At 67.9% G+C, this 25,232-nt stretch carries 24 protein-coding genes and 4 tRNA genes; 11 read left to right on the forward strand and 17 right to left on the reverse strand.

All coding sequences use genetic code 11. The features are described 5' to 3' along the window. Nucleotide 1: 1 nt before the first annotated feature. Nucleotides 2–907, forward strand: coding sequence for a YegS/Rv2252/BmrU family lipid kinase (locus tag ABDC25_RS08350; RefSeq protein ID WP_021200674.1), 906 nt, complete (start codon nucleotides 2–4; stop codon nucleotides 905–907). Then, on the forward strand, nucleotides 900–2,531 hold the full coding sequence (locus ABDC25_RS08355) for a GMC family oxidoreductase (protein ID WP_347125787.1): 1,632 nt from the start codon (nucleotides 900–902) through the stop codon (nucleotides 2,529–2,531). The genes ABDC25_RS08350 and ABDC25_RS08355 overlap by 8 nt, the downstream gene beginning before the upstream one ends. Nucleotides 2,532–2,745: 214 nt before the next feature. Here ABDC25_RS08355 and ABDC25_RS08360 read toward each other — a convergent pair whose 3' ends face one another. The 4 genes from ABDC25_RS08360 to ABDC25_RS08375 all read right to left on the reverse strand — a co-directional run bounded on the left by ABDC25_RS08360 (nucleotide 2,746) and on the right by ABDC25_RS08375 (nucleotide 7,944). Then, nucleotides 2,746–4,890: a 3-hydroxyacyl-CoA dehydrogenase NAD-binding domain-containing protein gene (locus tag ABDC25_RS08360; protein ID WP_031207681.1), complete on the reverse strand. Its 2,145-nt coding sequence runs from the start codon at nucleotides 4,888–4,890 to the stop codon at nucleotides 2,746–2,748. 8 nt (nucleotides 4,891–4,898) lie between these two features. Next, the gene (locus ABDC25_RS08365; RefSeq protein ID WP_021200670.1) at nucleotides 4,899–6,104 is read right to left on the reverse strand and encodes a thiolase family protein; all 1,206 of its coding nucleotides are present in this window, start codon (nucleotides 6,102–6,104) and stop codon (nucleotides 4,899–4,901) included. Nucleotides 6,105–6,176: 72 nt separating this feature from the next. Continuing rightward, nucleotides 6,177–7,370 carry an HRDC domain-containing protein gene (locus ABDC25_RS08370; protein ID WP_031207679.1) on the reverse strand — a complete coding sequence of 398 codons (1,194 nt, stop codon included), beginning with the start codon at nucleotides 7,368–7,370 and terminating at the stop codon, nucleotides 6,177–6,179. Continuing rightward, the gene (locus tag ABDC25_RS08375) at nucleotides 7,363–7,944 is read right to left on the reverse strand and encodes a DUF3000 domain-containing protein (protein ID WP_021200668.1); all 582 of its coding nucleotides are present in this window, start codon (nucleotides 7,942–7,944) and stop codon (nucleotides 7,363–7,365) included. Before ABDC25_RS08375 ends, ABDC25_RS08370 begins: the two co-directional genes overlap by 8 nt. 25 nt (nucleotides 7,945–7,969) lie before the next feature. Between ABDC25_RS08375 and ABDC25_RS08380 the strand changes: the two genes are divergently transcribed. Next, nucleotides 7,970–9,124 (forward strand): alpha/beta fold hydrolase, encoded by a 1,155-nt coding sequence (locus tag ABDC25_RS08380; protein ID WP_021200667.1) that lies wholly within the window; start codon nucleotides 7,970–7,972, stop codon nucleotides 9,122–9,124. Here ABDC25_RS08380 and ABDC25_RS08385 read toward each other — a convergent pair. Next, nucleotides 9,108–9,539 carry a SufE family protein gene (locus tag ABDC25_RS08385; RefSeq protein WP_021200666.1) on the reverse strand — a complete coding sequence of 144 codons (432 nt, stop codon included), beginning with the start codon at nucleotides 9,537–9,539 and terminating at the stop codon, nucleotides 9,108–9,110. The two genes, ABDC25_RS08380 and ABDC25_RS08385, sit on opposite strands and share 17 nt — an antisense overlap. A gap of 19 nt (nucleotides 9,540–9,558) precedes the next feature. After that, the gene (locus ABDC25_RS08390) at nucleotides 9,559–10,452 is read right to left on the reverse strand and encodes a sulfurtransferase (protein ID WP_021200665.1); all 894 of its coding nucleotides are present in this window, start codon (nucleotides 10,450–10,452) and stop codon (nucleotides 9,559–9,561) included. A gap of 146 nt (nucleotides 10,453–10,598) precedes the next feature. Here ABDC25_RS08390 and zapE point away from each other — a divergent pair, with 146 nt between their 5' ends. From zapE to ABDC25_RS08405, 3 genes are all read left to right on the forward strand, one after another. After that, nucleotides 10,599–11,636, forward strand: coding sequence for a cell division protein ZapE (zapE, locus tag ABDC25_RS08395; RefSeq protein WP_347125791.1), 1,038 nt, complete (start codon nucleotides 10,599–10,601; stop codon nucleotides 11,634–11,636). Nucleotides 11,637–11,770: 134 nt separating this feature from the next. Continuing rightward, nucleotides 11,771–13,009, forward strand: a complete 1,239-nt coding sequence (locus ABDC25_RS08400; protein ID WP_021200663.1) for an ammonium transporter — start codon at nucleotides 11,771–11,773, stop codon at nucleotides 13,007–13,009. Nucleotides 13,010–13,029: 20 nt separating this feature from the next. Continuing rightward, complete coding sequence (locus tag ABDC25_RS08405; protein WP_021200662.1) at nucleotides 13,030–13,614, forward strand: type II toxin-antitoxin system PemK/MazF family toxin; 585 nt, start codon at nucleotides 13,030–13,032, stop codon at nucleotides 13,612–13,614. On the opposite strand, the gene ABDC25_RS08410 is transcribed toward ABDC25_RS08405, so the two are convergent. Next, a complete protein-coding gene (locus ABDC25_RS08410; RefSeq protein WP_021200661.1) occupies nucleotides 13,580–14,737 on the reverse strand; it encodes a DUF1611 domain-containing protein in 1,158 nt (385 codons plus the stop codon). The two genes, ABDC25_RS08405 and ABDC25_RS08410, sit on opposite strands and share 35 nt — an antisense overlap. Nucleotides 14,738–15,013: 276 nt before the next feature. Here ABDC25_RS08410 and ABDC25_RS08415 point away from each other — a divergent pair, with 276 nt between their 5' ends. After that, a complete protein-coding gene (locus ABDC25_RS08415) occupies nucleotides 15,014–15,400 on the forward strand; it encodes an SPW repeat protein (RefSeq protein WP_021200660.1) in 387 nt (128 codons plus the stop codon). A 75-nt stretch (nucleotides 15,401–15,475) separates the two neighbouring features. Here ABDC25_RS08415 and ABDC25_RS08420 read toward each other — a convergent pair whose 3' ends face one another. Further along, nucleotides 15,476–15,913, reverse strand: coding sequence for a GIY-YIG nuclease family protein (locus ABDC25_RS08420; RefSeq protein WP_021200659.1), 438 nt, complete (start codon nucleotides 15,911–15,913; stop codon nucleotides 15,476–15,478). Nucleotides 15,914–16,003: 90 nt separating this feature from the next. On the opposite strand from ABDC25_RS08420, the gene ABDC25_RS08425 reads away from it, so the two are divergent. Further along, a complete protein-coding gene (locus ABDC25_RS08425; RefSeq protein WP_347125795.1) occupies nucleotides 16,004–17,161 on the forward strand; it encodes a PQQ-dependent sugar dehydrogenase in 1,158 nt (385 codons plus the stop codon). A gap of 141 nt (nucleotides 17,162–17,302) precedes the next feature. On the opposite strand, the gene ABDC25_RS08430 is transcribed toward ABDC25_RS08425, so the two are convergent. From ABDC25_RS08430 to ABDC25_RS08440, 3 genes are all read right to left on the reverse strand, one after another. Then, nucleotides 17,303–17,434, reverse strand: a complete 132-nt coding sequence (locus ABDC25_RS08430; protein WP_029259283.1) for a putative transporter small subunit — start codon at nucleotides 17,432–17,434, stop codon at nucleotides 17,303–17,305. Further along, a complete protein-coding gene (locus tag ABDC25_RS08435; protein ID WP_347125964.1) occupies nucleotides 17,434–19,080 on the reverse strand; it encodes a sodium:solute symporter family protein in 1,647 nt (548 codons plus the stop codon). Before ABDC25_RS08435 ends, ABDC25_RS08430 begins: the two co-directional genes overlap by 1 nt. Before the next feature lie 463 nt (nucleotides 19,081–19,543). Then, nucleotides 19,544–19,619: transfer RNA gene (locus ABDC25_RS08440), tRNA-Val, on the reverse strand. 151 nt (nucleotides 19,620–19,770) lie between these two features. Here ABDC25_RS08440 and ABDC25_RS08445 point away from each other — a divergent pair. From ABDC25_RS08445 to ABDC25_RS08455, 3 genes are all read left to right on the forward strand, one after another. Further along, nucleotides 19,771–19,843 (forward strand) — tRNA-Gly (locus tag ABDC25_RS08445). 54 nt (nucleotides 19,844–19,897) lie between these two features. Then, nucleotides 19,898–19,968: transfer RNA gene (locus ABDC25_RS08450), tRNA-Cys, on the forward strand. Nucleotides 19,969–19,994: 26 nt separating this feature from the next. Further along, a tRNA-Val gene (locus tag ABDC25_RS08455) sits at nucleotides 19,995–20,066 on the forward strand. A gap of 160 nt (nucleotides 20,067–20,226) precedes the next feature. Here ABDC25_RS08455 and ABDC25_RS08460 read toward each other — a convergent pair. The 6 genes from ABDC25_RS08460 to ABDC25_RS08485 form a co-directional block, all read right to left on the reverse strand. Continuing rightward, a complete protein-coding gene (locus ABDC25_RS08460; protein WP_347125797.1) occupies nucleotides 20,227–21,453 on the reverse strand; it encodes a Dyp-type peroxidase in 1,227 nt (408 codons plus the stop codon). Next, nucleotides 21,453–22,001 (reverse strand): copper chaperone PCu(A)C, encoded by a 549-nt coding sequence (locus ABDC25_RS08465; protein ID WP_347125799.1) that lies wholly within the window; start codon nucleotides 21,999–22,001, stop codon nucleotides 21,453–21,455. The genes ABDC25_RS08460 and ABDC25_RS08465 overlap by 1 nt, the downstream gene beginning before the upstream one ends. Then, the gene (locus ABDC25_RS08470) at nucleotides 21,998–22,615 is read right to left on the reverse strand and encodes a copper resistance CopC family protein (RefSeq protein WP_347125800.1); all 618 of its coding nucleotides are present in this window, start codon (nucleotides 22,613–22,615) and stop codon (nucleotides 21,998–22,000) included. Before ABDC25_RS08470 ends, ABDC25_RS08465 begins: the two co-directional genes overlap by 4 nt. A 121-nt stretch (nucleotides 22,616–22,736) precedes the next feature. Then, nucleotides 22,737–23,342, reverse strand: a complete 606-nt coding sequence (locus tag ABDC25_RS08475) for a hypothetical protein (protein ID WP_297553803.1) — start codon at nucleotides 23,340–23,342, stop codon at nucleotides 22,737–22,739. Between the two features lie 64 nt (nucleotides 23,343–23,406). Beyond that, nucleotides 23,407–24,759, reverse strand: coding sequence for a deoxyribodipyrimidine photo-lyase (locus ABDC25_RS08480; protein WP_347125803.1), 1,353 nt, complete (start codon nucleotides 24,757–24,759; stop codon nucleotides 23,407–23,409). A 34-nt stretch (nucleotides 24,760–24,793) separates the two neighbouring features. Then, the gene (locus ABDC25_RS08485; RefSeq protein WP_021200650.1) at nucleotides 24,794–25,207 is read right to left on the reverse strand and encodes a hypothetical protein; all 414 of its coding nucleotides are present in this window, start codon (nucleotides 25,205–25,207) and stop codon (nucleotides 24,794–24,796) included. Nucleotides 25,208–25,232 lie beyond the last annotated feature (25 nt).

The following is a 25,232-nucleotide window of genomic DNA, read 5'->3' on the forward strand; positions in this document are numbered from 1 at the left end:
CATGGCCGAGCACATCGCCGTGCTCGCGAATCCGTTCTCCGGCAAAGGGCGGGGCGGGCGAGCGGCGGAAGCTGCTGTTCTGCATCTTCGTGATCGTGGTGTCGAGGTGCGGGCCTATGCGGGAGGATCCGCAGAAGACACCGCACGGCTCGCGGTCGCGGCCGTGGCAGACGATCCGCGAGCGCTGGTCGTCGTCGGTGGTGATGGCACACTGTCCGGTGTGCTCGACACGGTATGTGCGGCATCGGTCCCCGTGGTGCTGGTCGCGGCCGGGACCGGGAACGACCTCGCCCGCGCTCTCGGACTCCCACGCAGCGACGCACGGGCTGCCGCCGAACTCGCTCTCACGGGCGTGCCCCGGTCGATCGACGTCGGCGTGGTCCGCACCGGGAAGGGCAGCAGGAAATTCCTGACCATCGCGGCGCTGGGTTTCGACGCGAAGGTCAGCGATCGCACCAACCGGCTCCGCTGGCCGCACGGTGCGCCTCGCTATTACCTCGCCCTGCTGATCGAACTCGTGCGGCTGCGTCCCATGGAGTTCACCCTCGCCATCGATGGCGAGCCGCCGAGAAGCGAGCCGGGTACGCTGATCGCGGCCGGCAGCACCTCCAGCTACGGCGGCGGGATGCCGATCTGCGCCGGGGCCGTCCCCGACGACGGGCTCCTCGACATCGTCCATGTCGCCCCGTTGGGCCGGCTGCGCCTGCTTCGTCTCTTCCCCCTGCTGCTCCGCGGGACGCATCTCGCGCGCGACGAGGTGGCGCATCGTCGTGCACGGTCCGTCACGGTGTCGGCCACCGGCCTGGTGGTCTATGCCGACGGCGAGCGGATCGGCGAGGATGAGTGCACCATCGCGGTGCTGCCGGGCGCGCTCACGATGATGGTGCCGAAGGGGAGCGATGACTGAGTTCGACGAGGATGTCGTGGTCGTGGGTTCCGGATTCGGAGGTTCCGTGGCCGCTCTGCGACTTGCGGAGAAGGGCTACCGCGTCCGCGTCTACGAGGCGGGTCGCCGCTTCGAGGACGATGACTTCGCGAAGACCAACTGGAACGTCCGCCGGTACCTGTGGGCACCAGTGCTCGGCTGTTACGGTGTGCAGCGCATCCACCGACTGCCGCACGTGATGATTCTGGCGGGCGCCGGGGTGGGTGGCGGATCACTCAACTACGCGAACACGCTGTACCAGCCGGGGGCGGCCTTCTTCGCGGACCCCCAGTGGCAGGGCATCGCGGACTGGGAGTCCGAGTTGGCACCCCACTATGCCACGGCGAAGCGGATGCTCGGCGTCGTGGAGCGCTACCCGCACACGGGTCCGGTGGAGCGGATCATGGCCGGCGCCGCGGACGACCTCGGCGTCGGTGCGACGTTCCGCCACGCGCCCGTCGGGGTCTGGTTCGGGAAGCCGGGGGAGCGCACTCCGGATCCGTTCTTCGGCGGTGAGGGCCCTGATCGCACCGGTTGCACCCTCTGCGGCAACTGCATGGTGGGCTGCCGCGTCGGCGCGAAGAACACGCTCATGAAGAACTACCTGCATCTCGCGGAGCGCCGAGGGGTCGCGATCGAGGCGCTGCGAACGGTGAGCGAGGTGCGGGAGCTCCCCGGGGGTGGGTTCGCGGTGACGACGCAGCGCAGCGGAGCCTGGTTCCGGCATGAGCGGAGAACCGTGACCGCCCGGCAGGTGGTGCTGGCCGCCGGCACCTGGGGTACGCAGCAGCTGCTGCACCGTATGAAGGCGTCCGGGGCGCTGCCGCGGGTCTCCGACGCCGTGGGGCAGCTGACCCGAACCAACTCCGAGGCGCTGGACGGCGCGGTCGCCACGAGCGTCCCGGAATCGCTCGAGCTCGCCCGGGGCGTCGCGATCACGACCTCGTTCCACATAGACGATCGCACGCACGTCGAGAACGTCCGCTACGGTCCGGGATCGAACCTGATGGGTGCGCTGGCGACCGTCATCGTCCCCGGCGGACAGCCGCTGGGCGTGCGCCTGCGCCGTCTGGTCGCGCAGGTGCTCCGCTCACCGGTGAGACAGTGGCGGCTCGGGAGTCTCCGCCGTTGGAGCGAGCGTGGAATCATCGCGCTGGTGATGCAGACGGCGGACAATTCGCTCACCCTCTCGCTGCGCCGCCGCTTCGGTCGCCTCGTGATGACGAGTGCGCAGGGACACGGGGAGCCGAACCCGAGCTATCTGCCCCAAGCCCATACGGCTGCTGCGGCGATCGCCGCGCGGGTCGAGGCGGACGGCGGGGTGTCTGCGGCCGCACGCGGATCCTGGCCGGAGGTGTTCGGCATCCCGCTCACGGCGCACTTCCTCGGCGGTGCGGTGATCTCGGCGTCGCCCGCGGAAGGGGTCGTCGACGCATATCACCGGGTCTGGGGACACCCCGGCCTGCACGTCGTCGACGGGGCGGCCGTTCCCGCGAATCCCGGCGTGAACCCCTCGCTCACGATCACCGCGCTGGCCGAACGGGCGCTGTCGTACTGGCCTCGACGTGGTGACGAAGACCCCCGACCGGCTCAGCCCGCGAGCTGAGTCTCGGCGATCGGGGCCTGCGGCGCAGGGGCATCATGCAGGGCCCACGACGCCGGCCAGCGCCGGCAGTGGGCCACGCCGACGGGGCTCACGCCAGGGAGCGGCAGCGCGATGTGCGGCTCGGAGGTGTGCGTGCTTATGCGGCGGACGACGAAGCGCTCCACCGGATTCGCCAGGAATCCTGTGGAGCGCTTCGCGGGATGGCGTCCGACGATCAGCGGCTCTCGACGCCGCGGATCTGCGGGGTGTGGAACGAGCCGCCGAAGGCCCGCTCCGAGGCTCCCTCACGGTCGAGGTACGGTGAAGCACCACCGTCGATGAACGGCCAGCCGGCGCCGAGGATCAGGCACAGGTCGATGTCCTCGACCTCGGGCACGACGCCCTCGTCGAGCATCAGCTTGATCTCCTGCGCCAGACCGTCCTGCACCCGCTGGAGGATCGTCGCCGCCGTTGCGGGGTTCTTGCCGACGGCGGGCTTCAGAACCTTCTCCGCCTGCTTGCTCCAGCCGATGACGCGCCCGCCCTTGTCCTTCTCCACGACGGTGTCGAGCTCCGCGAGCGCATGGAAGTTCTCGTTGGCGTAGAAGCGGTCGGGGAAGGCCTTCACCATCGTGTCCTGCACGTGGGCGGCGACCTTCCAGCCGACGAGGTCGATCAACTGGAACGGGCCCATCGGCAGGCCGAGCGGGCCGAAGGCCTTCTCGACATCGGCGATGGGGGTGCCCTCGTAGACGGCGCGAGCCGCCTCGCCCATGACCTTGGCGAGCAGTCGGTTCACGACGAAGCCGGGGGCGTCGGCGGTGAGGACCGCGTTCTTTCCGAGGTTCTTCGCGACCACGAACGCCGTCGACAGAGCCGCATCGTCCGTCGCCGGTGTCTTCACGATCTCGATCAGCGGCATCACCGCGACAGGGTTGAAGAAGTGGAAGCCGACCAGGCGTTCGGGGTGAGCGAGCTTCGATCCGATCTCCTCGACGGAGAGCGACGACGTGTTGGTCGCGAGGATCGCGTCCTCGGCGATGATCTTCTCGATCTCGCCGAACACCTGCTGCTTGACCCCGACCTCTTCGAACACGGCCTCGATCACGAAGTCGCAGTCCGCGTACAGGCTCTTGTCGGTGGTGCCGGTGACGAGCGCGCGCAGCTTGTTCGCCGAATCGGAGTCTAGGCGTCCCTTCGCTTCGAGCTTGCCGATCTCCTCGTGGATGTAGGCGACGCCCTTGTCGACGCGTGCCTGATCCAGGTCGGTGATGAGCACGGGCACCTGGAGCTTGCGCACGAAGAGCAGTGCGAACTGGCTCGCCATGAGACCGGCGCCGATGATGCCGACCTTGGTGACCTTCTTCGCGAGCGCCTTGTCGGGAGCTCCGACCGGTCGCTTCGCGCGCTTCTGCACGAGGTCGAAGGCGTACATGGATGCAGCGAACTGGTCGCCCGTGACGAGTTCGGCGAGTGCCTCGTCCTCGCGGGCGAAGCCTTCGGCCTTGGTGCCGCCCTTGGCCTTGTCGAGCAGGTCGAGGGCCGCATACGGCGACTTCGGCATGGTGCCGATCTTCGACTCCAGCATCCCGCGCGCCATCTTGATGGCGATCGGCCACTTGGTGAGACGCTCGATCTTGCCGGGCTCGTTCTTGCGCTCGACCTTCTTGCCACCCAGGACGGCATCCGCCCAGGCCAGCGAGTTCTCGAGGTAGTTCGCCGCGGGGAAGATCGCGTCGAAGATGCCCAGGTCGAACGCCTGCTGCGGCTTCAGCATCCGGTTCTGCTTGAGCGGGTTGGAGATGACGACCTCGAGGGCGTTCTCGATGCCGATCAGGTTCGGCAGCAGGTAGGCGCCGCCCCAACCGGGGATGATGCCGAGGAAGACCTCGGGCAGTGCCACCGCCGCAGCAGAGGAGTCGACGGTGCGGTAGCTGGAGTTCAGCGCGATCTCCAGGCCGCCGCCCAGGGCGAGGCCGTTCACGAAGGCGAACGACGGCACGCCGAGGTCGCTGAGCGTGCCGAGGACCTTGTGTCCGAGCTGCGCGATCAGGCGGGCGTTGTCGCGCGATCCGACCTTGCTGATGTCGGACAGGTCGGCGCCGGCCGCGAGGATGTACTGCTTGCCGGTGATGCCGACAGCCTGGATCTCGCCGGCCGCGGCTCGCGCCTTGAGGCCGTCGAGCGTCTCGCCCAGCTGCGTCAGCGTCGCGGGACCGAGCGTGTTCGGTCGCGTGTGGTCACGGCCGTTGTCGAGCGTGATCAGGGCGAGCACCTTGCCGGACGCGAGACGGATGTCGCGCACCGGCGACTGCGTGATGACCTCGCCCTCGGTGAGTGCCTGGATGGGGGAGAAGTCGATCTCGTCGTAGTTGGTCACGTTCGCGCTCACTTCTTCTTCTTGCCGTCGTAGTGCGGGTTCTCCCAGATGACCGAACCGCCCTGACCGAGACCGACGCACATGGCGGTCAGACCGTAGCGGACGTCGGGACGCTCGGCGAACTGCGCGGCGAGCTGGATCATCAGACGCACACCGGACGCCGCGAGCGGGTGTCCGAGTGCGATCGCGCCACCCCACTGGTTGACGCGGGGATCGTCATCGGCGATGCCGAAGTGGTCGAGCAGCGAGATCACCTGGATGGCGAACGCCTCGTTGAGTTCGAACAGCCCGATGTCGGCGATCGTCAGTCCGGCCTTCTTGAGCGCCTTCTCGGTCGACGGAATCGGTCCGATGCCCATGATCTCCGGCTGCACGCCGGCGAACGCGAACGAGACCATCCGCATCTTCGGCGCGAGTCCGAACTCCTTCACCGCGCCACCTCCGGCGAGCAGCGACATCGTGGCGCCGTCGGTGAGGGGGGAGGAGGTGCCGGCCGTGACACGCCCGTGCGGACGGAAGGGAGTCTTGAGGGCCGCGAGGTCTTCCATCGTCGTCTGCGGGCGACGGCCCTCGTCTTCGGTCGCGAGACCCCAGGCGCCGTCGGCACCCTTGGTGGCGACCGACACGAGGTCGGGCTGGATCTTGCCGGCGTCGTACGCCGCCTGCACCTTGTGCTGGCTCAGCATGCCGAACCGGTCGGAGCGCTCCTTGGTCAGGTGCGGGAACCGGTCGAAGATGCGCTCGGCGGTGACGCCCATGTTGAGTGCACCGGGGTCGACCATCTTCTCGGCGACGAAGCGCGGGTTCGGATCCGCGTTGCCACCGATCGGGTGATGACCCATGTGCTCGACACCGCCGGCGAGGGCGAAGTCGTACATGCCGACGCCGATCGAGGCTCCCATGGTCGTGACGCTCGTCATGGCGCCGGCGCACATGCGCTCGACCGCGAGGCCGGGCACGGTCTGCGGAAGCCCGGCGAGGATCGCCACCGAGCGTCCGAGCGTCAGCCCCTGGTCGCCGGTCTGGCTCGTCGCGGCGATCGCGACGTCATCGATGCGGTCTGCCGGGACGGCGGCGTTGCGCTCCATCAGGCCGATGGTCGCCTTCACGGCGAGGTCATCTGCGCGGGTGTTCCAGTACATGCCTTTTTCGCCGGCGCGCCCGAAGGGGGTGCGTACTCCATCGACGAAGAAGACGTCCGAGATCTCGGCCACTCTGCCTCCAAGTTAGTGCGTGGCCTCAGTCTATGAAGCCCGCGAAACGGGGAGGAATCGGTTGGGTCGAACCTACGAAGCCGGTGCGGGCGTCGTGTCGGGCGTTTGCGCCGCCTCTACAAAGGCGGCAGCGATCTTCTGTGCGGTCTGTGCAATCTGCCAGGGTCGGGCACCCAGCGCTGCCAACGCGTCCGCGATCGCCTCGGGGGTTTCACCGGGCAGGTCCCAGGCCACGCGGCGCAGGTGCTCCGGAGTGAGGAGGTTCTCGGTGGGCATGCCCAGCTCCTCGGCGACGGCCTCCACGACCGGACGGGCGGCCTTGAGTCGTGCATCCGCCTCGGGATTCCGGTCAGCCCACGCGCGAGGGGGCGGAAGGGTGTCGCTCGGAACGCGTTCGCGGGGAAGCTCTTCCGACGCCCTGCCTTCGACGATCGCCTGCCACCAGCGGTCGAGCTGCGTGCGGCTCGCGCGGCCCTGGAACTCCTTGAGGCCGGCCAGCGCCTGCTTCGACTGCGGGTTCGCCAGCACCGCCGCCACCAGGGAGCGGTCGGGCACGAGTCGTCCGGGGGAGACATCCTGCTCCTGCGCGTACGCTTCGCGTGCCTGCCAGAGGGCACGGGCGACGGCGAGGTTCCGGGCTCCACGCACCTGGTGCAGGCCGCTGAGGCGGCGCCAGGGATCTTCGCGCGGCGGTTTGGGAGCGCGGGCGAGGGTGGCGGCGAACTCCTCGGCGGCGAACTCGGTCTTGCCCTGCTCTTCGAGCTCGAGAACGAGGACGTCGCGGACGTCGATCAGGTGCAGGACGTCGAGGGCGGCGTACTCGAGCCAGGAATCGGGGAGCGGGCGTGTCGACCAGTCGGCGGCGGAGTGCTCCTTCTTGAGCATGATGCCCAGCGTGTCCTCGACGACGGCACCGAGGCCGACACGCTCGTGGCCGAGCAGGCGCGAGGCGAGCTCGGTGTCGAAGATCACCGGCGGTTCGAGGCGCAGTTCGCGAAGGGACGGCAGGTCCTGGCTCGCTGCGTGGAGCACCCACTCCACGTCACCGATCGCCTCCTGGAGAGGTGCGAAATCGCCGATCGCCGGCGGGTCGAAGAGGAAGACGCCGGCCTCGCGACGGAACACCTGCACCAGATAGGCGCGCTGCGAATAGCGGAAGCCGGACGCCCGCTCGACGTCCACGGCGACGGGTCCGGTACCGGCGGCGAGCACGGCGCAGGCTGCGCGGAACTCCTCGGCATCCGAGATCACGGAGTATTCAGTCACGTACAGCCTTTCGCGCGCCGATCACGGCGATGCCCTCGGAGCCGGGCGGAAGCCCCGCCAGCATTCCGACCAGCTCGGCCCATGCTTCGACGTGCGGTCGGAACGGGCCCTCCGGAGTCCAGGACGCCCGCAATTCTATCTGGGCGCCGTCTCCTTCGACGGCGAGCCCGCCGAATCCCTTCGACAGCGTCTTCGTCGACGTGCCCGATTCCGAGTGATAGACCGCTTGGCGCGAGTCGAGAGCATCGACCAGCCATGACCACGTCACGTCGGCGAGAAGCGGATCGGTGCCGATCTCGGTCTCGAGCGGCGCCTGCGCGAAGATGACGATGCGCCACGAGCCTCCCCAGGCTCCCGGCTCGTCCGGATCGTGCAGCAGGACGAACCGGCCGGTGCCGTACACGGACTCGCCGTCACCCTCCGGGCGCACGTCGGCGGCGAGGGCGATGGCGAAAGGCGCGAGGCCCTGTGGCGTGGCGATCTCGCGCACCGTGATGTCATCGCGGAACTCGGTCTCGCGCAGTTCGGCCACGGCGCTCTCGAAAGGCGTCCCGGCCTCGGGGTGTGCGGTCACGGCAACAGGCTAGAGTCAGGAAGCGATGAAGAGTCTCAGGCACGCCGTTACGCTCCTTGTCCCTGCCCTGTTCGCGTTCGGAGCAGCGCTCGCTCTCGTCGTGTTCGCCGTGGCCCGTCGGGTCGTCACGCCCATGCGCCGCGCGACCGACACGGAGATCCTCTCGGTCGACACGGGTGCCCAGACCATCGAGCTGAAGCGCACACCCGACACCGAGCTTCCCGGTCGCTACGGCCTGTTCACGACGGGCACCTACGGCTACGTCAAACTCGGGGCGGTGCTCAGCGCCGATGGTTCGGCCGTACGGCGCAAGCTCCTCACCCAGATCGAACCCGGCGCACGTGTCGATCGTGCCGCGGCCTTCAGCGGCTACTACTACTCGTCTCCGAGCGAGCTCCATCTGCGCTGGGAGAACCTGCTGATCGGCTCTCCCGCAGGGCCATGCCCTGCCTGGTACTTCCCGGCGTCGTCGTCGACCTGGGTGATCCAGGTTCACGGACGCGGAGCGACCCGCGCCGAGTGCCTGCGGGCGGTGCCGGTGCTGCACGCCGCGGGGTTGCCGAACCTGGTCGTGTCGTACCGCAACGACGGCGAGGCCCCGCGCACGAGGGCGGGTGCCTACGCCCTCGGAGCCTCGGAGTGGCGTGACGTCGACGCCGCCATCGCCTATGCGCTCCGACACGGCGCCGAGCGGGTGATCCTGATGGGCTGGTCCATGGGGGGCGCCGTATCGCTGCAGGCCGCAGTGACGTCCGGCCACCGGGAGCGCATCGCCGGGATCATCCTCGAGTCTCCCGTGGTCGACTGGCGCACGGTGCTGCGGTTCCAGGCGAAACTGGCCGGCGTGCGTGCGCCGCTGCCGGAACTCGCGATGGGGGCACTCCAGATGCCTCTGACCGCGCGCCTGAGCGGAGCGGACGAACCGATCCACTTCGATCGTCTGGACATGGTCGCTCGTGCCGACGAACTGACCGCGCCCGTGCTGATCCTGCACAGCGACGACGACGGCTTCGTGCCGGCGGATTCATCGCACGCGCTGCAGGAGGCACGTCCGGATCTCGTGACGATGCCGAAGTTCACGGTGGCACGCCACACGAAGCTGTGGAACTACGACCAGACCGGCTGGACGACCGCGATCACGGACTGGCTCGAATCACAGGCTCTCAGCGTTTCTGGCTGACCTGGTTCTTCGCCCGCATCAGCATCCCGGTCATGCCCCCGATGCGCAGAGGGGACACGGCCTTCGTGAGACCGATCGACTGCGGGTAGTCATTCGGAATCGCGAGCACCTCGTCTGCGGTGAGGCCGGTGAGACCCTGCACCAGGATGCTTGCGAACCCGCGGGTCGTCGGAGCTTCGGGCGGGGCTGTCGCGTGCATCGTCACGATGTCATCGTTCACCTCGACATGGATGTACACCGGCGACTGGCACTCCGCGACGCGCTCGTACATCTCCGGGTGGGCCGCGACCTCGTCGGAGACGTCGGGAAGCTCGTCCGAGAACTCGAGCAGCAGCAGGAGGCGATCGGGCTCCGGGGTCTCCAGGAAGCCGTCGCGGATCTCGGCGAGAGTGTCAGGAACGTCGCTTGTGCTCATCCCTGTCATTGTCACATGTTCAGAGTGTGCCGGGCTCGGAACCGGTGACGATGGGCACGCGTACCGCGCTGCCCCACTCTGTCCAGGATCCGTCGTAGTTGCGCACGTTCTCGAAGCCGAGGAGGTGCTTGAGCACGAACCAGGTGTGGCTCGACCGCTCGCCGATCCGGCAGTAGGCGACGACATCATCCCCGTCGCGGAGCCCTGCGCCGTCGCGGTAGATCGCGTCGAGCTCCGCACGGCTGCGGAAGCCGCCGTCCTCGGCCACCGCCTTCGCCCACGGCACGCTCTGCGCGGTCGGGATGTGACCGGCGCGGAGGGTTCCCTCCTCGGGATACGCGGGCGCCGTCGTGCGCTCTCCGCTGTACTCCTCTGGGGAGCGCACATCGATCAGCGGGCTGCCGATGTGGGCCAGGACATCTTCCTTGTATGCACGGATGATCGAGTCGTCGCGCTCGACGACGGGGTACTCCGTGGGCGGCCGGTTCGTTGCCTCACGCGTGAGCTCGCGCCCCTCGGCGATCCACCGATCGCGTCCGCCGTCGAGCAGACGCACGTCTTCGTGGCCGAACAGCGAGAACACCCAGAGGGCGTAGGCGGCCCACCAGTTGTTCTTGTCGCCGTAGATGACGACCGTGTCGTCGCGTGCGATGCCCTTGCGGCTGAGCAGCTCGGCGAAGCCCTCGCCGTCGACGTAGTCGCGCACGACCGGGTCGTTGAGTTCGGTGTGCCAGTCGACCTTCACCGCGCCCGGGATGTGGCCGGTTTCGTAGAGGAGCACGTCTTCGTCGGACTCGACGACCACGAGTCCAGGAGTCCCCAGCCGTTCCGCGAGCCACTCGGTGGTGACGAGCCGGCCGGGTTCGGCGTACTCGGCGAACTTGGGGGAGGAGGAATCGAACTCGATGGCCATGGGATCTCCGAAGCGTTTGAGCGGACGAGGGTGCGGCTGCAGACGGCGTAGTGTTGATCCGTCCCTTCGACGATAGATCCCCGCCGAGCACCCTGCGCCCGATTCGTAAGACTTCGACACAGGTGAGCACCTGATTCAGGACCGTGATGACCGACCCGACCAGCCGCACGGGAATCGTGCACCTCACCGAGCGCCAGCCGACCGTCAGCGGACCCGAGATGCTGGCGAGCCTGGTGCCGCCGCCGCAGTTCGACACCGCGACGTTCGACAGCTATCGCGCCGATCCCGCATATCCCTCGCAGGAGGAGGCGAAGGAGACGCTGATGCGCTTCGCCGGGCGCGGCACCCCCGCGAAGCGCGGAGGGCTGTTCAGCCGGGCGAAGAAGGAGCCCGAGCTGAAGCCCGGCGTCTACCTCGACGGTGGTTTCGGCGTCGGGAAGACGCACCTGCTCGCCTCGATCTATCACGCGATGCCCGCCCGCCGGAAATACTTCGGCTCGTTCATCGAGTACACCGCCCTGGTCGGCGCACTCGGCTACAAGAACACCGTCGATCTGCTCAAAGGTGCCGACCTGCTGTGCATCGACGAGTTCGAGCTCGACGACCCGGGCGACACGATGGTGATGACCCGCCTTCTGGGAGAGCTCGTGCCGACGGGGACCCGGCTCGCCGCGACCTCGAACACCCCGCCGAACGCGCTCGGCGAGGGACGATTCGCCGCACAGGACTTCCTGCGCGAGATCCATGCGATGTCCGACAGCTTCCAGACGCTGCGCATCGACGGCGTCGACTTCCGCCAGCGCGCCCTCGACGGACACGCGGTGGTGCTCGACGACGACGCGTACGAGACGGCGATCGAAAAGGCCGGCGCCGCGGGCGCAGCGTCCGACGACCGGTTCGACGACCTGATCCGTCATCTCGCGCAGGTGCACCCCTCGCGCTACATCAGGCTGATCGACGGACTGGGAAGCGTGGGCCTGCGCAGCGTGCGCCAGCTCACCGATCAGTCGGAGGCGCTGCGCTTCGTCGCGTTCGTCGATCGTGTGTACGACGCGCAGATCCCGATCGTGGCCACCGGGCTCGGCCTCGACGCGGTCTTCTCCGACGAGATGCTCGCCGGCGGGTACCGCAAGAAGTACCTCCGCGCCATCTCCCGACTCAATGCCCTGACACATTCTGCGTAAGCCTGCAGGCGCGCGTAACGCGATGTTCACGGGCGGAGCCGCGCTGTAACAGCGGGGAAACAAACCTCACGCATTGACGAAACCGCAGGTCGTCACACTGAAGCTCTCAATTACTTCGGATGTGAGGTTTTCCTATGGATGCTCCCGGCAACATCTCGTGGGCGATCACCGCGACAGCGCTGGTGCTGCTCATGACGCCCGGCGTCGCCTTCTTCTATGGCGGTCTCGTCAAGGCGAAGAGCGTCGTCAGCATGATGATGATGAGCTTCGGCTCCATCGGACTCGTCGCCGTGCTCTGGATTCTCTTCGGTTTCTCGATGAGCGCGGTCGACAGCCCGACCGCGTTCGCTGGCAACCCCTTCGCGGACTTCGGGCTGTCGAGCCTGGCGGCCGGTGAGGGCTCGAACGTCGCGCTCCTGGGGGTGGCCTACGGTGCCACATTCGCGATCATCACGGTCGCGCTGATCTCCGGAGCGATCGCGGATCGTGCGAAGTTCGGCAGCTGGCTCATCTTCGCCGGCATCTTCGCGACCGTCGGCTACTTCCCGGTCGCCGCGTGGGTCTGGGGCGGTGGCTGGATCATGAACCTCGGCACCACGCTCTTCGGCGAGGACAGCGGCATCGGCGTGATCGACTACGCCGGCGGTACCGCCGTGCACATCAACGCGGGCGCCGCGGCTCTGGCACTCGCCCTGGTCCTCGGCAAGCGCATCGGGTTCCAGAAGGGCATCCTGAAGCCGCACAACGTGCCGCTCACGCTCCTCGGGGCCGCCCTGCTGTGGTTCGGCTGGTTCGGTTTCAACGCGGGAGCGGAATGGCTGGCCGAAGACATGGGCGGCGTCGGACTCATCGGTCTGAACACCCTGGGCGCCACGGCGGCCGCCATCCTCGGCTGGATCCTCGTCGAGAAGATCAAGGACGGCAAGCCCACCTCGGTCGGTGCAGCGTCCGGTGCCGTCGCCGGTCTGGTCGCGATCACCCCGGCCTGCGCCAACCTGACGCCGGGTTGGGCTCTGCTTCTCGGCGCACTCGCCGGTGTCGTGTGCGCCCTCGCGATCGAGTTGAAGTTCCGCCTCGGATTCGACGACTCGCTCGACGTGGTCGGCATCCACCTCGTCGGCGGTCTCATCGGAACGCTGTACCTCGGCTTCTTCGCCACCGAGACGGGACTGTTCGTCGGCGGCGACGCCCGCCAGCTCGCCGTGCAGCTGATCGCGGCGCTCGGAGTGCTGATCTACTCCTTCATCGTCGCGTTCATCATCGGCTTCGCGATCGAGAAGACCATCGGCTTCCGCGTCACGAACGAAGACGAGATCGCCGGTGTCGACCAGGTCGTGCACGGCGAGGAGGGCTACGCACTCGCAGACGCGTGATCAGCGGTTAGGGTGACCGTGTGAGCAAGACCAACGGCATCCTGGCAACACTCGCGGAGATCCTGCTCAAGGCAGTGGGCTCCGGCCGGGCGTCTCGGACATCAGATCCGAGACGCCCGGACGCGCGTCTACGGACCCCGCAGGAGCGCCCGACGCCCGCGGGTGGCGGCACCGACCCGGGACGGGCGCGCGGCACCGACACCGTCCGCATCGATCCGGATCGGATCACGCACCTGCAGGTCGGTTACGCACCGCAGCGGGACGGCGCACCGGACGCGGGAGAGATCGTCTGGACCTGGGTTCCCTACGAGGAGAACGACGGTCGCGGGAAGGATCGTCCCGTGCTCGTCATCGGACGGGAGTCCGCAGAGCGCGTGTACGCGGTGCGGATGACGAGCAAGCCCCATGACGGTGACCGCGACTACCTGTCGATCGGTACGGGCGACTGGGACTCTCAGGGTCGAGAGTCCTGGGTGGATGTCGAGCAGCTGTACAGCGTGCACGAGCGCGGGTTGCGGCGAGAGGCCGCCGTTCTCGATCGGGGGCGCTATGACCGGGTCGGAGCGGCTCTCACGCGGCGCTACGGGTGGTCCGTCGCGGGCTGAGCGTCGGGAACGCCTGCAGCACCATCTCCACGAGCTCCGCCAGCGGTCGGGTCAGCGGGTCGGTGGCGGGGAGTCCGGTGTCGAGCTCGATCTCGTCGATGGCGGCGGCGAGCTGCTCCGCCGTGAGGTTCTCATGGTTCACCGTGACGCCGATGACCTTCGTGTCGGCGAAAGCCTCGATCAGGGCGATCTCACTCGTGACCGTCGGCATAGCGACCATCGGGAAGTCGCCCAGGACCGTCCGGCCCGGGGCGTGCTGCACGATGACCCCCGCAGGCTGACTGCCGCGGAGGATGTGCGCCGAGGTGATGTATGCGGGGTGGCTGAGCGCGCCCTGGCCCTCCACGATGATGACGTCCGGGTCTTCGCCTTCGAATGCCGCGACCACCTGGTTCTCGACCTCACCCGAGCAGAACTGGGGCACGAGGGCGTCGAGCGCGACGCCGTAGCGGCCGCCCTGGATGATCGTGGTCTGTCCGGTGCCGACCATCACGGCGTGGACGCCACGATCGTTGAGGGCCTTCACGAGGATCGTCGCGGTGGTGCGCTTGCCGATCGCGCCGTCGGTCCCGAGGATGGTGATCCGCGGACAGGTCACGTCGAAGATGCGGCCGGAGAACAGATGGAGATCCTTCTTGTCCCGGGGGCGACGGATATCGGTGATCGTGACCTGGGCGAGAAGGGCAGCCGCGACGAACTCGGCATCGTCGGTGAGGAACTCGTGCAGGCCGTTGATGATGTGCATCCCGCGGGCGATGCCGTCCAGCAGCACGGTGCGCTGGTCGGCGGAGAGCAGCCCATCAGCCGGTGCGACACCGCAGATCAGGTAGTCCGGCACGTGACCTGCATGAGCGATCGCCGTCGGGAGTCCGTCGAGGATCGGGATGTCGTTCGCGAGACCGTCCAGGAGCACCCCGGCGTCCGCACCCGCGTGGGTGCTGTCGATGACGCTGAGGATCTCGTACTTCTCCGAGTGTCGGACCAGACCGTTCGCGGTCTTGCCGTCCTGCTCGCCGAACTGGCCCTCGCAATACACGATGGCCGTGGTGCCGACGGGGAGGGCGGTGGGCGCCGCCCAGGCGTGCGCAGGGTCGAGAAAAGAGGGGACTGACGGGGTGGGCATGATGCTCCTCGGGCTCACACAGAGGAGGCGACGGAGAACGAAATGACCCAGGAGGCCCGTTGGTCGACGAGAAGTCTTCCCTGATGCCGGCGAGATACCGGCATGCTCAACGTAGCAGGGCTGCCTGGGACCGGGCCGCGAGTGCGCCGTCGAGAGACTCGAGTCGAGCTCCCCGGCCCGCAGGTCGTTCGTCCTCGAGGCGGGGAGGCAATCCGATCCGTGGCGGGCTTCGAACCAGTGGTGAGTCGCGGAAGCGGCGCCACACAAGGAGGAATCATGCGTTTCATCCCCACCAAGGTCCACGGAATTCTCGACTACATCGTCGGCGTCGCGTTGATCGCCGCTCCCTGGCTGTTCGGCTTCGCGAACGTGGGCGGAGCGGCGGTCATCATCCCGATCGTCCTCGGTGTCGGGCTGATCGTGTACAGCCTCTTCACGAAGTACGAATGGGGTCCCTTCGGTTTCATCCCGATGCCCGTCCACCTGGTGTTCGACATCGTCGCCAGCCTCTTCCTCGCCCTCTCGCCGTGGATCTTCGGGTTCGCGGGCGAGGCGCTGAACGTCTGGCTCCCGCACGTCGTCGTCGGCGTCGCCGTGATCGTCGTGGTGCTGTTCTCGCAGCCGCAGCCGGCGACCACCAGGGGGCATGCGGCCACGGCCTGATCCCCGCAGAGACGCGGTGCCGGGCGACTGGACTTCCCGAAGCGGTCGCCCGGCATCGTCATGTCCTGGCGCAGGTCACGAGGCATCGAGACCGCGGAGCGCGTTGCTCAGCCATCGCCCGTAGAGCAGCCACGGCTCACCCTCGCGGCGGAGGGCGTCGACGTGCGTCCGCAGATCGTCCGTCAACGTGAACCACTCTCCGCCTTCGCGGACCGAGGCGAACTCGCGGTGTCGCTGCTGCTCGACCGGGCGTCCGCCTCGCTCGAAGGCGAGGAGCTCGTCGTGTCGGATGCTCGCCAGCCGTTGTCGCGGTCGTCGGCTCGTGCCGATCTTCACCCGACGGTCGAAACGGATGTAGTAGACGATGTCGATACGGGGGAGCGGGAGATCGGCGTCGGGGACGTCCCCGTAACGCCATCCGCAGGAGGCGCAGCGCCAGGAGTCGTCACCGCGGGCACCGACCGTTCCTCCGCAGAGGGTGCACGGGCCCGGGAGAGCTTGTTCCTTCGACACCGTGGCAGGCTACGCGCCCCCTCGGACACCTGCCTCTTCTGCGGTGCGCGCCGCTCGCCTACTCTCGAACGGAGGATGAAGGGATCGGCGATGACGACGACGCGGAGGGCGCAGAGGACGCCGGCCGATCCGCGTGTCGCCGCGGTCGCTCGCGGGGCGGGCGCTCTCGTCTCGACTGCTCTCGTCTCGACTGCTCTCATCGCGATCGCTCTCGCCGCGTGCGCTCCTACGTCCCCCGCCTCGTCCTCTCCCGCGCCGCTCGCACCCTCGCCGTCCGCCGGATCGGGAAGCATCGTTCCGGGGCGCGCGTCTACGGTCGCGGCTGGACTGGAGGCCCCATGGTCCATCGCCTTCTTCGGGAGCACGGCGCTGATCAGCGAACGGGACACCGCCCGCATCGTCGAGGTTTCCGGCGACGGGAGGCTTCGCGAGCTCGGGATGATCGACGGCGTCGCGCCTCGAGGAGAGGGGGGACTGCTCGGTATCGCGCTGCGGGACGATTGGCTGTACGCGTACTCGACGGCTGTCGGCGAGAACAGGGTGCAGCGCTTCGCGTTGTCGGGGGCGCCGGGTTCGTTCGAGCTCGGCGAATCCGAGACGATCCTCTCCGGGATCCCCGCCGCCGGGAATCACAACGGCGGACGCATCGCGTTCGGCCCCGACGACATGCTCTACGTGACGGTCGGCGACGCGGGCGACCGTGAGGGGGCTCAGGATCGGGACTCGCTGGCCGGGAAGATCCTCCGCATCACACCGGACGGGGACGTGCCGGAGGACAACCCCTTCCCGGGATCACCCATCTACAGCCTGGGCCACCGCAATCCTCAGGGCCTGGCGTGGGACGACGAGGGCACGCTCTACGCGAGCGAGTTCGGCCAGGACACCTGGGACGAACTGAACGTGATCGAGGCCGGTGGGAACTACGGGTGGCCGACGGTCGAGGGGATCGCCGATCATGAAGGGTTCGTCGATCCGGTCCAGCAGTGGTCGCCGGACACCGCGAGTCCGAGCGGCATCACGATCGCATCGGGATCGATCTTCATCGCGAATCTCCGCGGAGAGCGGCTCAGGGAGGTGCCGCTCTCCGACGTGCGCACCGCCGGGGAATACTTCGTCGAATCGCTCGGGAGGCTTCGCGACGTCGTGGTCGCGCCAGACGGGGCACTCTGGGTTCTCACGAACAACACGGACGGGCGGGGCGATCCCCGCGAGCGCGACGACCGGGTCCTGCGTATTCCGATCGAGTAGGGCCACGGAGGGCGGCGACGCGCGACGACGGGCGGCATCGGGGCAATCCGCTTCGTCCGAGCGGGAGAGGTGCAGGCGCGGGGGCAGTGCGCCGATGGCTCCGCACACGCCTTGTCGACATCTGTGCGGAGCCATCGATGATCAGATGATGTCGCGCCCTTCGCGTTTCGCCTCCTTGGCGTCCTTCACGAAAGCCCGAATCACGACGGTGAGCACCCCGACGACGATGATCGGCCACACCAGTACGTACGCGGTCAACAGAATGGTCTCCATCAGGCGTCCTTCCCGGCGAGCGTGGCGTCGCCCTTCACATCGGCGCTTCGTGTGATATCCCCGGTGTCGAAGCTGCCGGTGCGCTCCTTGATCAGGTCGAAGTCGAATCTCCGCGTCCTGTTCATCATCGTGAGGGCGACGCAGACCAACGTGCTCACCGCGTATGCGACCAGCGACCCCGACAACACCGGGTACTGGTGCAGGAAGCCGATCGCGAACGGCGCCGACACCAGCGTGGCCAGCGTCCCGACCACAAGCGCCACCCGCAGACCGAAGAAGCCGAACGACATCAGGGCCAGGACCACCCCGATCCCGACGACGGAGAGGACGTCACTCGCGAGACCCCAGCCCCCCGACAGGGAGATCCACTCGAAACGCACGGGCAGGAACGCGGCGAGCGCGGCGATCACGGCGATGCTGAACGCGGCGTTCGTCACGCGGTCCCAGTAGAAGCTCGCGATGACCGGGAACACGAGCGCTCCCCACAGTGCACCGACGAACACCAGGAGGTCGAGGATGTTGAACTGCATCGATGCGAAGCCGAGTGCCGCGGCGGTTGCGCCGATCATGGTGAGTCTGCCGATGAGCAGCATCGTCTTCGGATTGGCGTTCTTCTTGCCCGCGATGTTCTGCCCGTAGATGTCAGCCATCATGATCGACGAGAGAGCCGTCATGTCGGCATCCGCGGTCGACGACAACGAGCCGATGATCATGACGAAGAACACGCAGATCAGCAGCGGGGGCAGGTATGTCGACGCCATCTGCGGGATCAGATTGTTGACGTCGCCGTCCATCGGCTGGATCCCTGCGTACAGGGCGAGCACTCCCAGCATGCCGATCCCGATGATAGACGCGCCGTACCCGAATGTCGCGGTGACGAATGTCTTCTTGATCAGGTCCTCTCGCACGGCGAACAGTCGTTGCGCGATGGTCTGGTTGCCGATCGCGTAGGCGAGCACCGCGGCGATGTAGGGAGCGCCCTGGTTGAAGAACGCGTCGGAAGAGAAGAAGTCGCCCTGCTGCGGGGTGAGGTTCGCTGCGCCGGTGACGAACAGCTCGGGGCCACCCGCGGCGAAGAAGATCACCGGAACGATGATCGCGACGGCCCCCAGCATGGCGATGACCTGCGCGAAGTCGGTGAGCACCGACGCCCTGAAGCCCGACCACAGCGTGTAGGCGAGCACGCCGATCGCGATGGCGACGATGCCCTGTGTGAAGGTGAACGGCGACAGCATCGAGACGAGCGCGCCTCCGGCGATCAGATTCGACGTGAGGCTGATCAGGCTGCCGAGCACATTGGAGCCGGCGAGCATGAGCTGACTCGAACGTCCGTGGCGGGCGAACATGACCTCGGCGATGGTGTGCGCGTGGGGTGCGACCGTGCGGATGCGGCGCCCGAACGGATAGATGAGGAGGATCATCAGTGCACCCCAGAGGCCGTAGTGAATGGGGCCGGAGATGCCGTAGGTGTATCCGGATGTCGCGGAGGCGTACATCGAGGATGCCCAGATCCAGGTAGCGGTCATCGAGGCGGCGGAGATGCCGAACCCGATCTTGCCGCCACCGGTCATGTATCCGTCGGCGTTCTCCTTTCTGCGGGAGATGCGGATGGACATGTAGAGGCTGCCGCCGAAGAACAGCAGCATGAGCAGGATCACGACCGGTCCTGACAGTGTGTGGAAGTCTTCCACCGGGTACTCGCTTTCTCGTCTTGGTGCGGCGATGCCGCCTGTCGATGGAGAAGGAGTCCCGCTAAGTGGGGGAGTAATGCGTCGTCTGGTGTTGAGGGTTCTGCGGGGAGTGGAGAAGGGTCGGCATGGCGAGAACGAACCTGGACCACTGAGGCGCATCACAGCACACAGACGAGTAGCCCGGGGTGCGGCTCCTTTCGAGGACGTCCGTTTCCGGGCGCACCGAACAGCGGTGCATCCTCGAACGGGATTCGGTGATCGCGTGGTCGCCGGTCGGCGTCTGACGCGTGAGATCGCGGCGGAGCCACGACCATCGCTCAGGGGGTGAGAGCGTCTCTCGACCATAGCAAGTTCCCAGGAACGCCGCCGGGGGAGCGGGCAGGGGACGAAAAAGCCCCCGGGAGAACCGGGGGCGATGTGGTGGGCGATACCGGACTCGAACCGATGACCTCTTCCGTGTGAAGGAAGCGCGCTACCAACTGCGCCAATCGCCCATACCCGTGGGGTACGTCAACCGATACTACCGGACGCTCGGAGGCCTCGCGGACCACTCGGCGAGACACGCGCGAGATTCGCTGCCGGTTTGGCGGAGTGCGGATCTTCGGCTAATGTTTCATGAGTGCCCGGGACAACCGGGAACGAAATGCGGATGTAGCGCAGTTGGTAGCGCACAACCTTGCCAAGGTTGGGGTCGCGAGTTCGAGTCTCGTCATCCGCTCGAGTGCAGTAGGTCTTCTTCGGAAGGTCTGCCGCACGTGGGGTCAATCCACACGGTGGCGTGGCCGAGCGGCTAGGCACCGGCCTGCAAAGCCGTTTACACGGGTTCGAATCCCGTCGCCACCTCACGGAAAACTGAAAAGCCCCAACGGGCGCGATTGGCGCAGCGGTAGCGCGCTTCCCTGACACGGAAGAGGTCACTGGTTCGATCCCAGTATCGCGCACACTGAAACCCCCGGATCTCCGGGGGTTTTTTCGTGTCTCGAAAGTCTCTCGTACTCCGAGGATGTCGCATCGGTTTCCGAAGCTGGCCGTTCCTCGTCGGGGGAGTGCCGCCCGCCGCTGCGGGCGTGCCCGGATGGGCCCGGGCACGCCCGCAGCCGATCACGTCAGAAGCGTGTCGCCGATGAATCCGTCTTCCGCGCATCCCGGCGGGATCGCGAACACGGCGGAGCCGATCGGCACGGTCCACTCGTTCAGCAGGTCGAGCTCGTCGAGCCGGCGCTGCATCGGGATGAACTGCCGCTCGACGTCGGCTTGGAACGAGACGAAGATCAGCCCCGACTCGGAGACCTCGGCGCCGATCGGACGCTCGTCGTAGTTGTACGCGCGCCGGAAGATGCGCTCCTCCCCGTCGCCGCGGGCCCGCCGGATATGTGCGAACTGCGGGATCACGGGGAACCCTATCGACGTCGTCGCCTCGAAATCGGGTTCGTCGAACTCGTCCGTCCCCGTCAACGGTGCCCCGTTGGCGAGTGTTCGCCCCACAGAGGCATCGCGGCCGCCGCGGTCCAGGCGGTCCCACTTGTCGAGGTCCATGCGGATGCGGCGGATCACCATGCCGGTGCCGCCTGCCAGCCAGCCGTCCGCACTCCACACGACCTCGTCGAAGTCCGGTGTGCCCGGTTCGGGGTTGGTCGTGCCGTCCACCTGTCCGAAGAGGTTGCGCATCGTCGTCCCGGGGCGTTCCGTGCCGTACGCGCGGCGGAACCCCTGCTGCGTCCATCGGATGCTCGCGAAGCCGCGGGCGTCCTTCAGGAGCATCCGTGTCGCGTGGGCAACCGTCAACGGATCGTCCCCGGCGATCTGCAACAGCAGGTCTCCATCCGAGAATTCCGGTCGCAGTTGATCCACCCCGAAAGCCGGGAGCGGTGCGAGCCACGCAGGGCCGGAGCCCGCGGCGCGCGCGACGAGACCGGGTCCGAAGCCGAAGGTGATCGTGAGCCGCGCCGGCGAGAGCGCGAGCTCCGGCTCGGAATCGGCGAGGGCGGGGAGCCCCTGCGTCAGACGAGCCGCGTCGTCCGTCAGGATCCGCATCAGGCGAGTGAGCCCGTCGCGGTCCACATCCTCGCGGAGATCGAGCCCGAGGAAGACACCGTGGGCTTGCGCCGCGGTGTCGACACCGGCTTGGTGGGTGCCGAAGAACGGAACGGTCTGCTCGCCGTTCATCGGCGTGGAGACCGGCTTCGCACCGTTCTCCTGACTGTTCAGGGCGAGGTCCACTCCGACGGCCGCGACCGCGCCGACGCCGGCGACGGCTCCCCCGAGGAGGAACTGTCGCCGGGTCGACCCGGCGCGGCGGGAGCGGGCGCCCTCGGCGGGCGCCGACATCACTGCCCCGAGCCGTCTTGCTCTTCGCCGCCCTCGTAGTTCTCGTTCGCGCCGGAGTAGTCCTTGACGGGAGCGGTGAACTCATACGTGGAGTCGTCGGAGAACGTGAGGGTGAAGGTCACGTCGCTGCCTGCCGTGAGAGGACCGGTCAGGTCCATCATCATGATGTGGTTGCCTCCCGGCTCCAGGGCGAGCTTCCCGCCGGCGGGAATGACGAACCCGCCGTCCTTCTCGCGCATCACCATCTCACCGGCCTCGTTCTCGACCGTCTCGTGCAGCTCGAGCATGTTCGACGCCTCGGACGTGACGGAGACGACGGTCACGTCGTCGTCACCGCTGTTGACGAGGGTGCCGAAACCGGCGGACATGCCCTCTTCCGCCGACTTCACCCACGCATCCTCGATCGTGACGGCGTCACCGGCGGGGCGGGATGCGGATTCGGTCGGGGAGCTCTCCGGGGTGCACCCGGTGAGCGCGAGGAGGGAGACCGCGATAACGGCCGCGAGGCGGGGAAGGTTCTTGCTGGTGTTCACAATGGTGCCTTTCACAGGTCATCTGCCGCGGAACCGCCGTCTTCCGGCGGAGCGGCTGCCGTCCGAGGACGGCGGAGGAATCGGATGAGGACGAGGACGAGGACGGCCACTGCCGCCCCGCCTGCGCCGATGAGCAGCACCCTGACGGTGCCGCCGGAATCTGCTGCGTTCTGATCCGGCTGTTCTGCGGATGCCGACGGGGTCTCCGCCGCGCCGCCGGGCGCGGGGGCCGCCATCGGCTCGGCATCGCCCACGGTGAACGGGACGACGCCGGCGATCGGATGGCCGTCTTCCGACACGACCTGCCACCGCACCTGGTAGCCGGCGGTCGGCATGCCTGGCTCGAGGGGGGCGGTCACCGTGCGGCCGGCGACCGTGACGTCACCGGAGACCCAGTCCTTCCCCGAGGCGTCGACGACCAGGACGACAGCCCCGGTCAGTGACTCGTCGAGCACCAGGAGTTCACCGGAGAAGGTCATCGTGATGCTCTCCGGCCCGGCCGCCAACTGCTCGTCGGCGGCCGGGGAGCTGGAGATCAATTGATCGTGGGCGGACGCGGGCGTGGCGATCGCGAGGGTCGCGACCGTCGCCAACGCCAGCCCGGCCGCAATCCTGCGGACAGGGGACATGGGAATGGCCTCTCATCAGACGTCGCGTGAGCGACGTGCATGCATGCGTTCAGAACCCGTGCGCGAGGAACGGCGCACGGAGGTGACGCACCACAGGACCGGTGAAAGCCCAGGGCGCGGATCAGATCGCTGCGGAGAGGGGAGGAGCGCGGCCTCTGAGGGTCGCGAGGAGAACGAGATCGCCCGTGCGTGCGACGTCGAAGATGCCGCGGAGAGCGCGCGGGAGGCGGAGAGCCGGGAGGACCAGCACGTGATCGACCCGGCGGCGCAGCCATCGCCCCAGCTGCACGGCGAGGTTGCGTGCGGCGATGATCAACCGCTCGCCTCGATACAGCGCGGACACTGTCAGCAGCGCCGCGAGCGCGTGGCCCAGCCACATCGATGCGTCGGCGGTGACAGCCTCAGGGAGGCCGGGCGTCGCGGGGATCACGAGAGGCGCACCGTGCACGTGCGGGACGGAGACACCGGAGGGCGTGACGGTTCCGAGCACGAAGAGGGTGTGGAACAGGAACTGGCTCACCGCGACGGAGATGCCGAGGCGAAGGAGCGAGAGCGTGCGCCCGGCGAGCAGCACGCAGATCATGAAGGAGAACACCCACGGCACCACGATGCCGAGCGCACCGGGCATCTGTCCGCCACCCGACACGTGCCCCGCGAGTGCGACGAAGATCGCCAGCGACGAGGCAGCGAAGCCGCGGATGACGGCTGGCTTCCTGGACTCGGTCACGGCTCCAGTCTGGCACGGACGGCGCGCGCGTCGTTCTCCGACCATCAGGTGACAGGCCCTCCGGTCACTCGCGGCGAGTGCGTGGGGTGCGCTTGACGACGTCGTACGCGGCGAGTGCCGCCTTGCGTGTGTCACCCAGGTCGACGATCGGCTCGGCGGGGGCGTCTGCGGCCCAGCGCGAGATGTAGAGGTTCTGTGGGTCGAACTTCTTCGCCTGGAGTTCGGGGTTGAACACACGGAAGTACGGAGCGGCGTCGGCGCCGGATCCGGCGACCCACTGCCAATTGAAGGGATTGTTGGCTTCATCAGCGTCGACGAGCGTGTCCCAGAACCACTCTTCACCCCGGCGCCAGTCGATGAGCAGGTTCTTCACGAGGAAGGATGCCACGACCATCCGCACCCGGTTGTGCATATAGCCGGTGTGCCAGAGCTCTCGCATCCCGGCGTCCACGATCGGCACGCCCGTCTCGCCGTGCTGCCAGGCATCGAGGTGGGTGGGGTCCAGCGGCGGCCAGGGGAAGGCGTCGAACTCCGGTCGCAGGTTCTCCGAGGCGAGATCGGGGGAGTGGTAGAACGTATGCCAGGCGAACTCGCGCCAGCCCAGCTCGGAGAGGAAACCTCCCGCACCGTCCACACCCACCGCCTCGTGCCAGACCGTGAACGGGCTGATCTCGCCCCAGCGGAGGTGCGGTGACAACCGCGACGTGGCACCGGAGGCGGGCTCATCGCGTGCGCGATCGTAGTGCCCCAGGTCCTCGTCGAGGAAGTGGCGCAGGCGCCGTCGCGCGGCGGGTTCGCCGGGCTCCCAGGTCTCGCGCAGGCCGTCGGCCCAGTCGGGACCGGTGGGCAGCAGGCTCCAGTCCTCGAGGGACTCGGTTGCCGGAGTGCGTTGCGGGCCCTCGACCGTTCGCGGCTCCGGGAGCGGAGCGCGGGGCGCGGGGAGCGCGAGGCACGCCCGCCAGAAGGGAGTGAAGACGGAGTAGTGCGTGCCGCTGCCCGTCGTGACCGTCCACGGCTCATGCAGCAGAGAGCCGGCGAAGGAGGTGACCTCGAGTCCCTCGGCACGGAGGGACGCCTTCAGCGCGGAGTCGATCGCGCGCTCGGCACCTCCGTAACGGCGATTCCAGTAGACGGCACCCGCTCCGACTTCCGTCACCATCTCACGCACGATGCGCTCGGCCGGGCCGCGACGGAGCACGAGTGCGCCACCGCGCTCGCGGAGCCGCTCGTCCAGCGACGCCAGAGAGTGGTGCAGCCACCAGCGCGCAGCGCCACCGAGCGCACGGATGCCCGGTGACTCCTCGTCGAGCACATACAGCGCGATGACCGCTTCGCCTCGTTCGATCGCGGCCCGCAGCGCAAGGTTGTCGGCGAGTCGGAGATCATCGCGGAACCACACGATGGAGGGGGACGTCATGGGGACAATTCTCCTGGAGGTCGGGCTCGGTCGTTCAACGACGACGGCGGTCGCGGCGGCGCGGGTTCTCGTCTCCGGTCGCCCACAGCGCCCACAGAACGAGAAGCGGCTGCAGGAAGAGCCTGCCGAATCGGCGAGCATCCGTGTCGAGTCCCGGGGTCGAGCGCTTCGTGCGCCACTGGTGGATGTTCCCCGGCAGCACGGCGACGAAGAACGCGGCGGTCGCCCAGCCGATGCGGCGCCGCTCTTTCGGCAGCGTGAGCAGGCCGGTGGCGAGAGCGACCTCCGTGGCACCGGAGGCGATCACGATCGTGTCCTTGTCCAGCTTGGTCAGGCGGGTCGCCCAGTCCGGCACCACCACCCGGAATCCGCGGGTGCTGAGGAAGTGGCCGACCCCGATCGCGCCGAGCGCGATCGCGAGGATCCATCGTGCGACTGCTCTGTCCATCCGTTCACGTTACGTGATGCTCGCG

The organism is Microbacterium sp. SY138 (genome assembly GCF_039729145.1).
GTDB lineage: Bacteria > Actinomycetota > Actinomycetes > Actinomycetales > Microbacteriaceae > Microbacterium > Microbacterium maritypicum_A.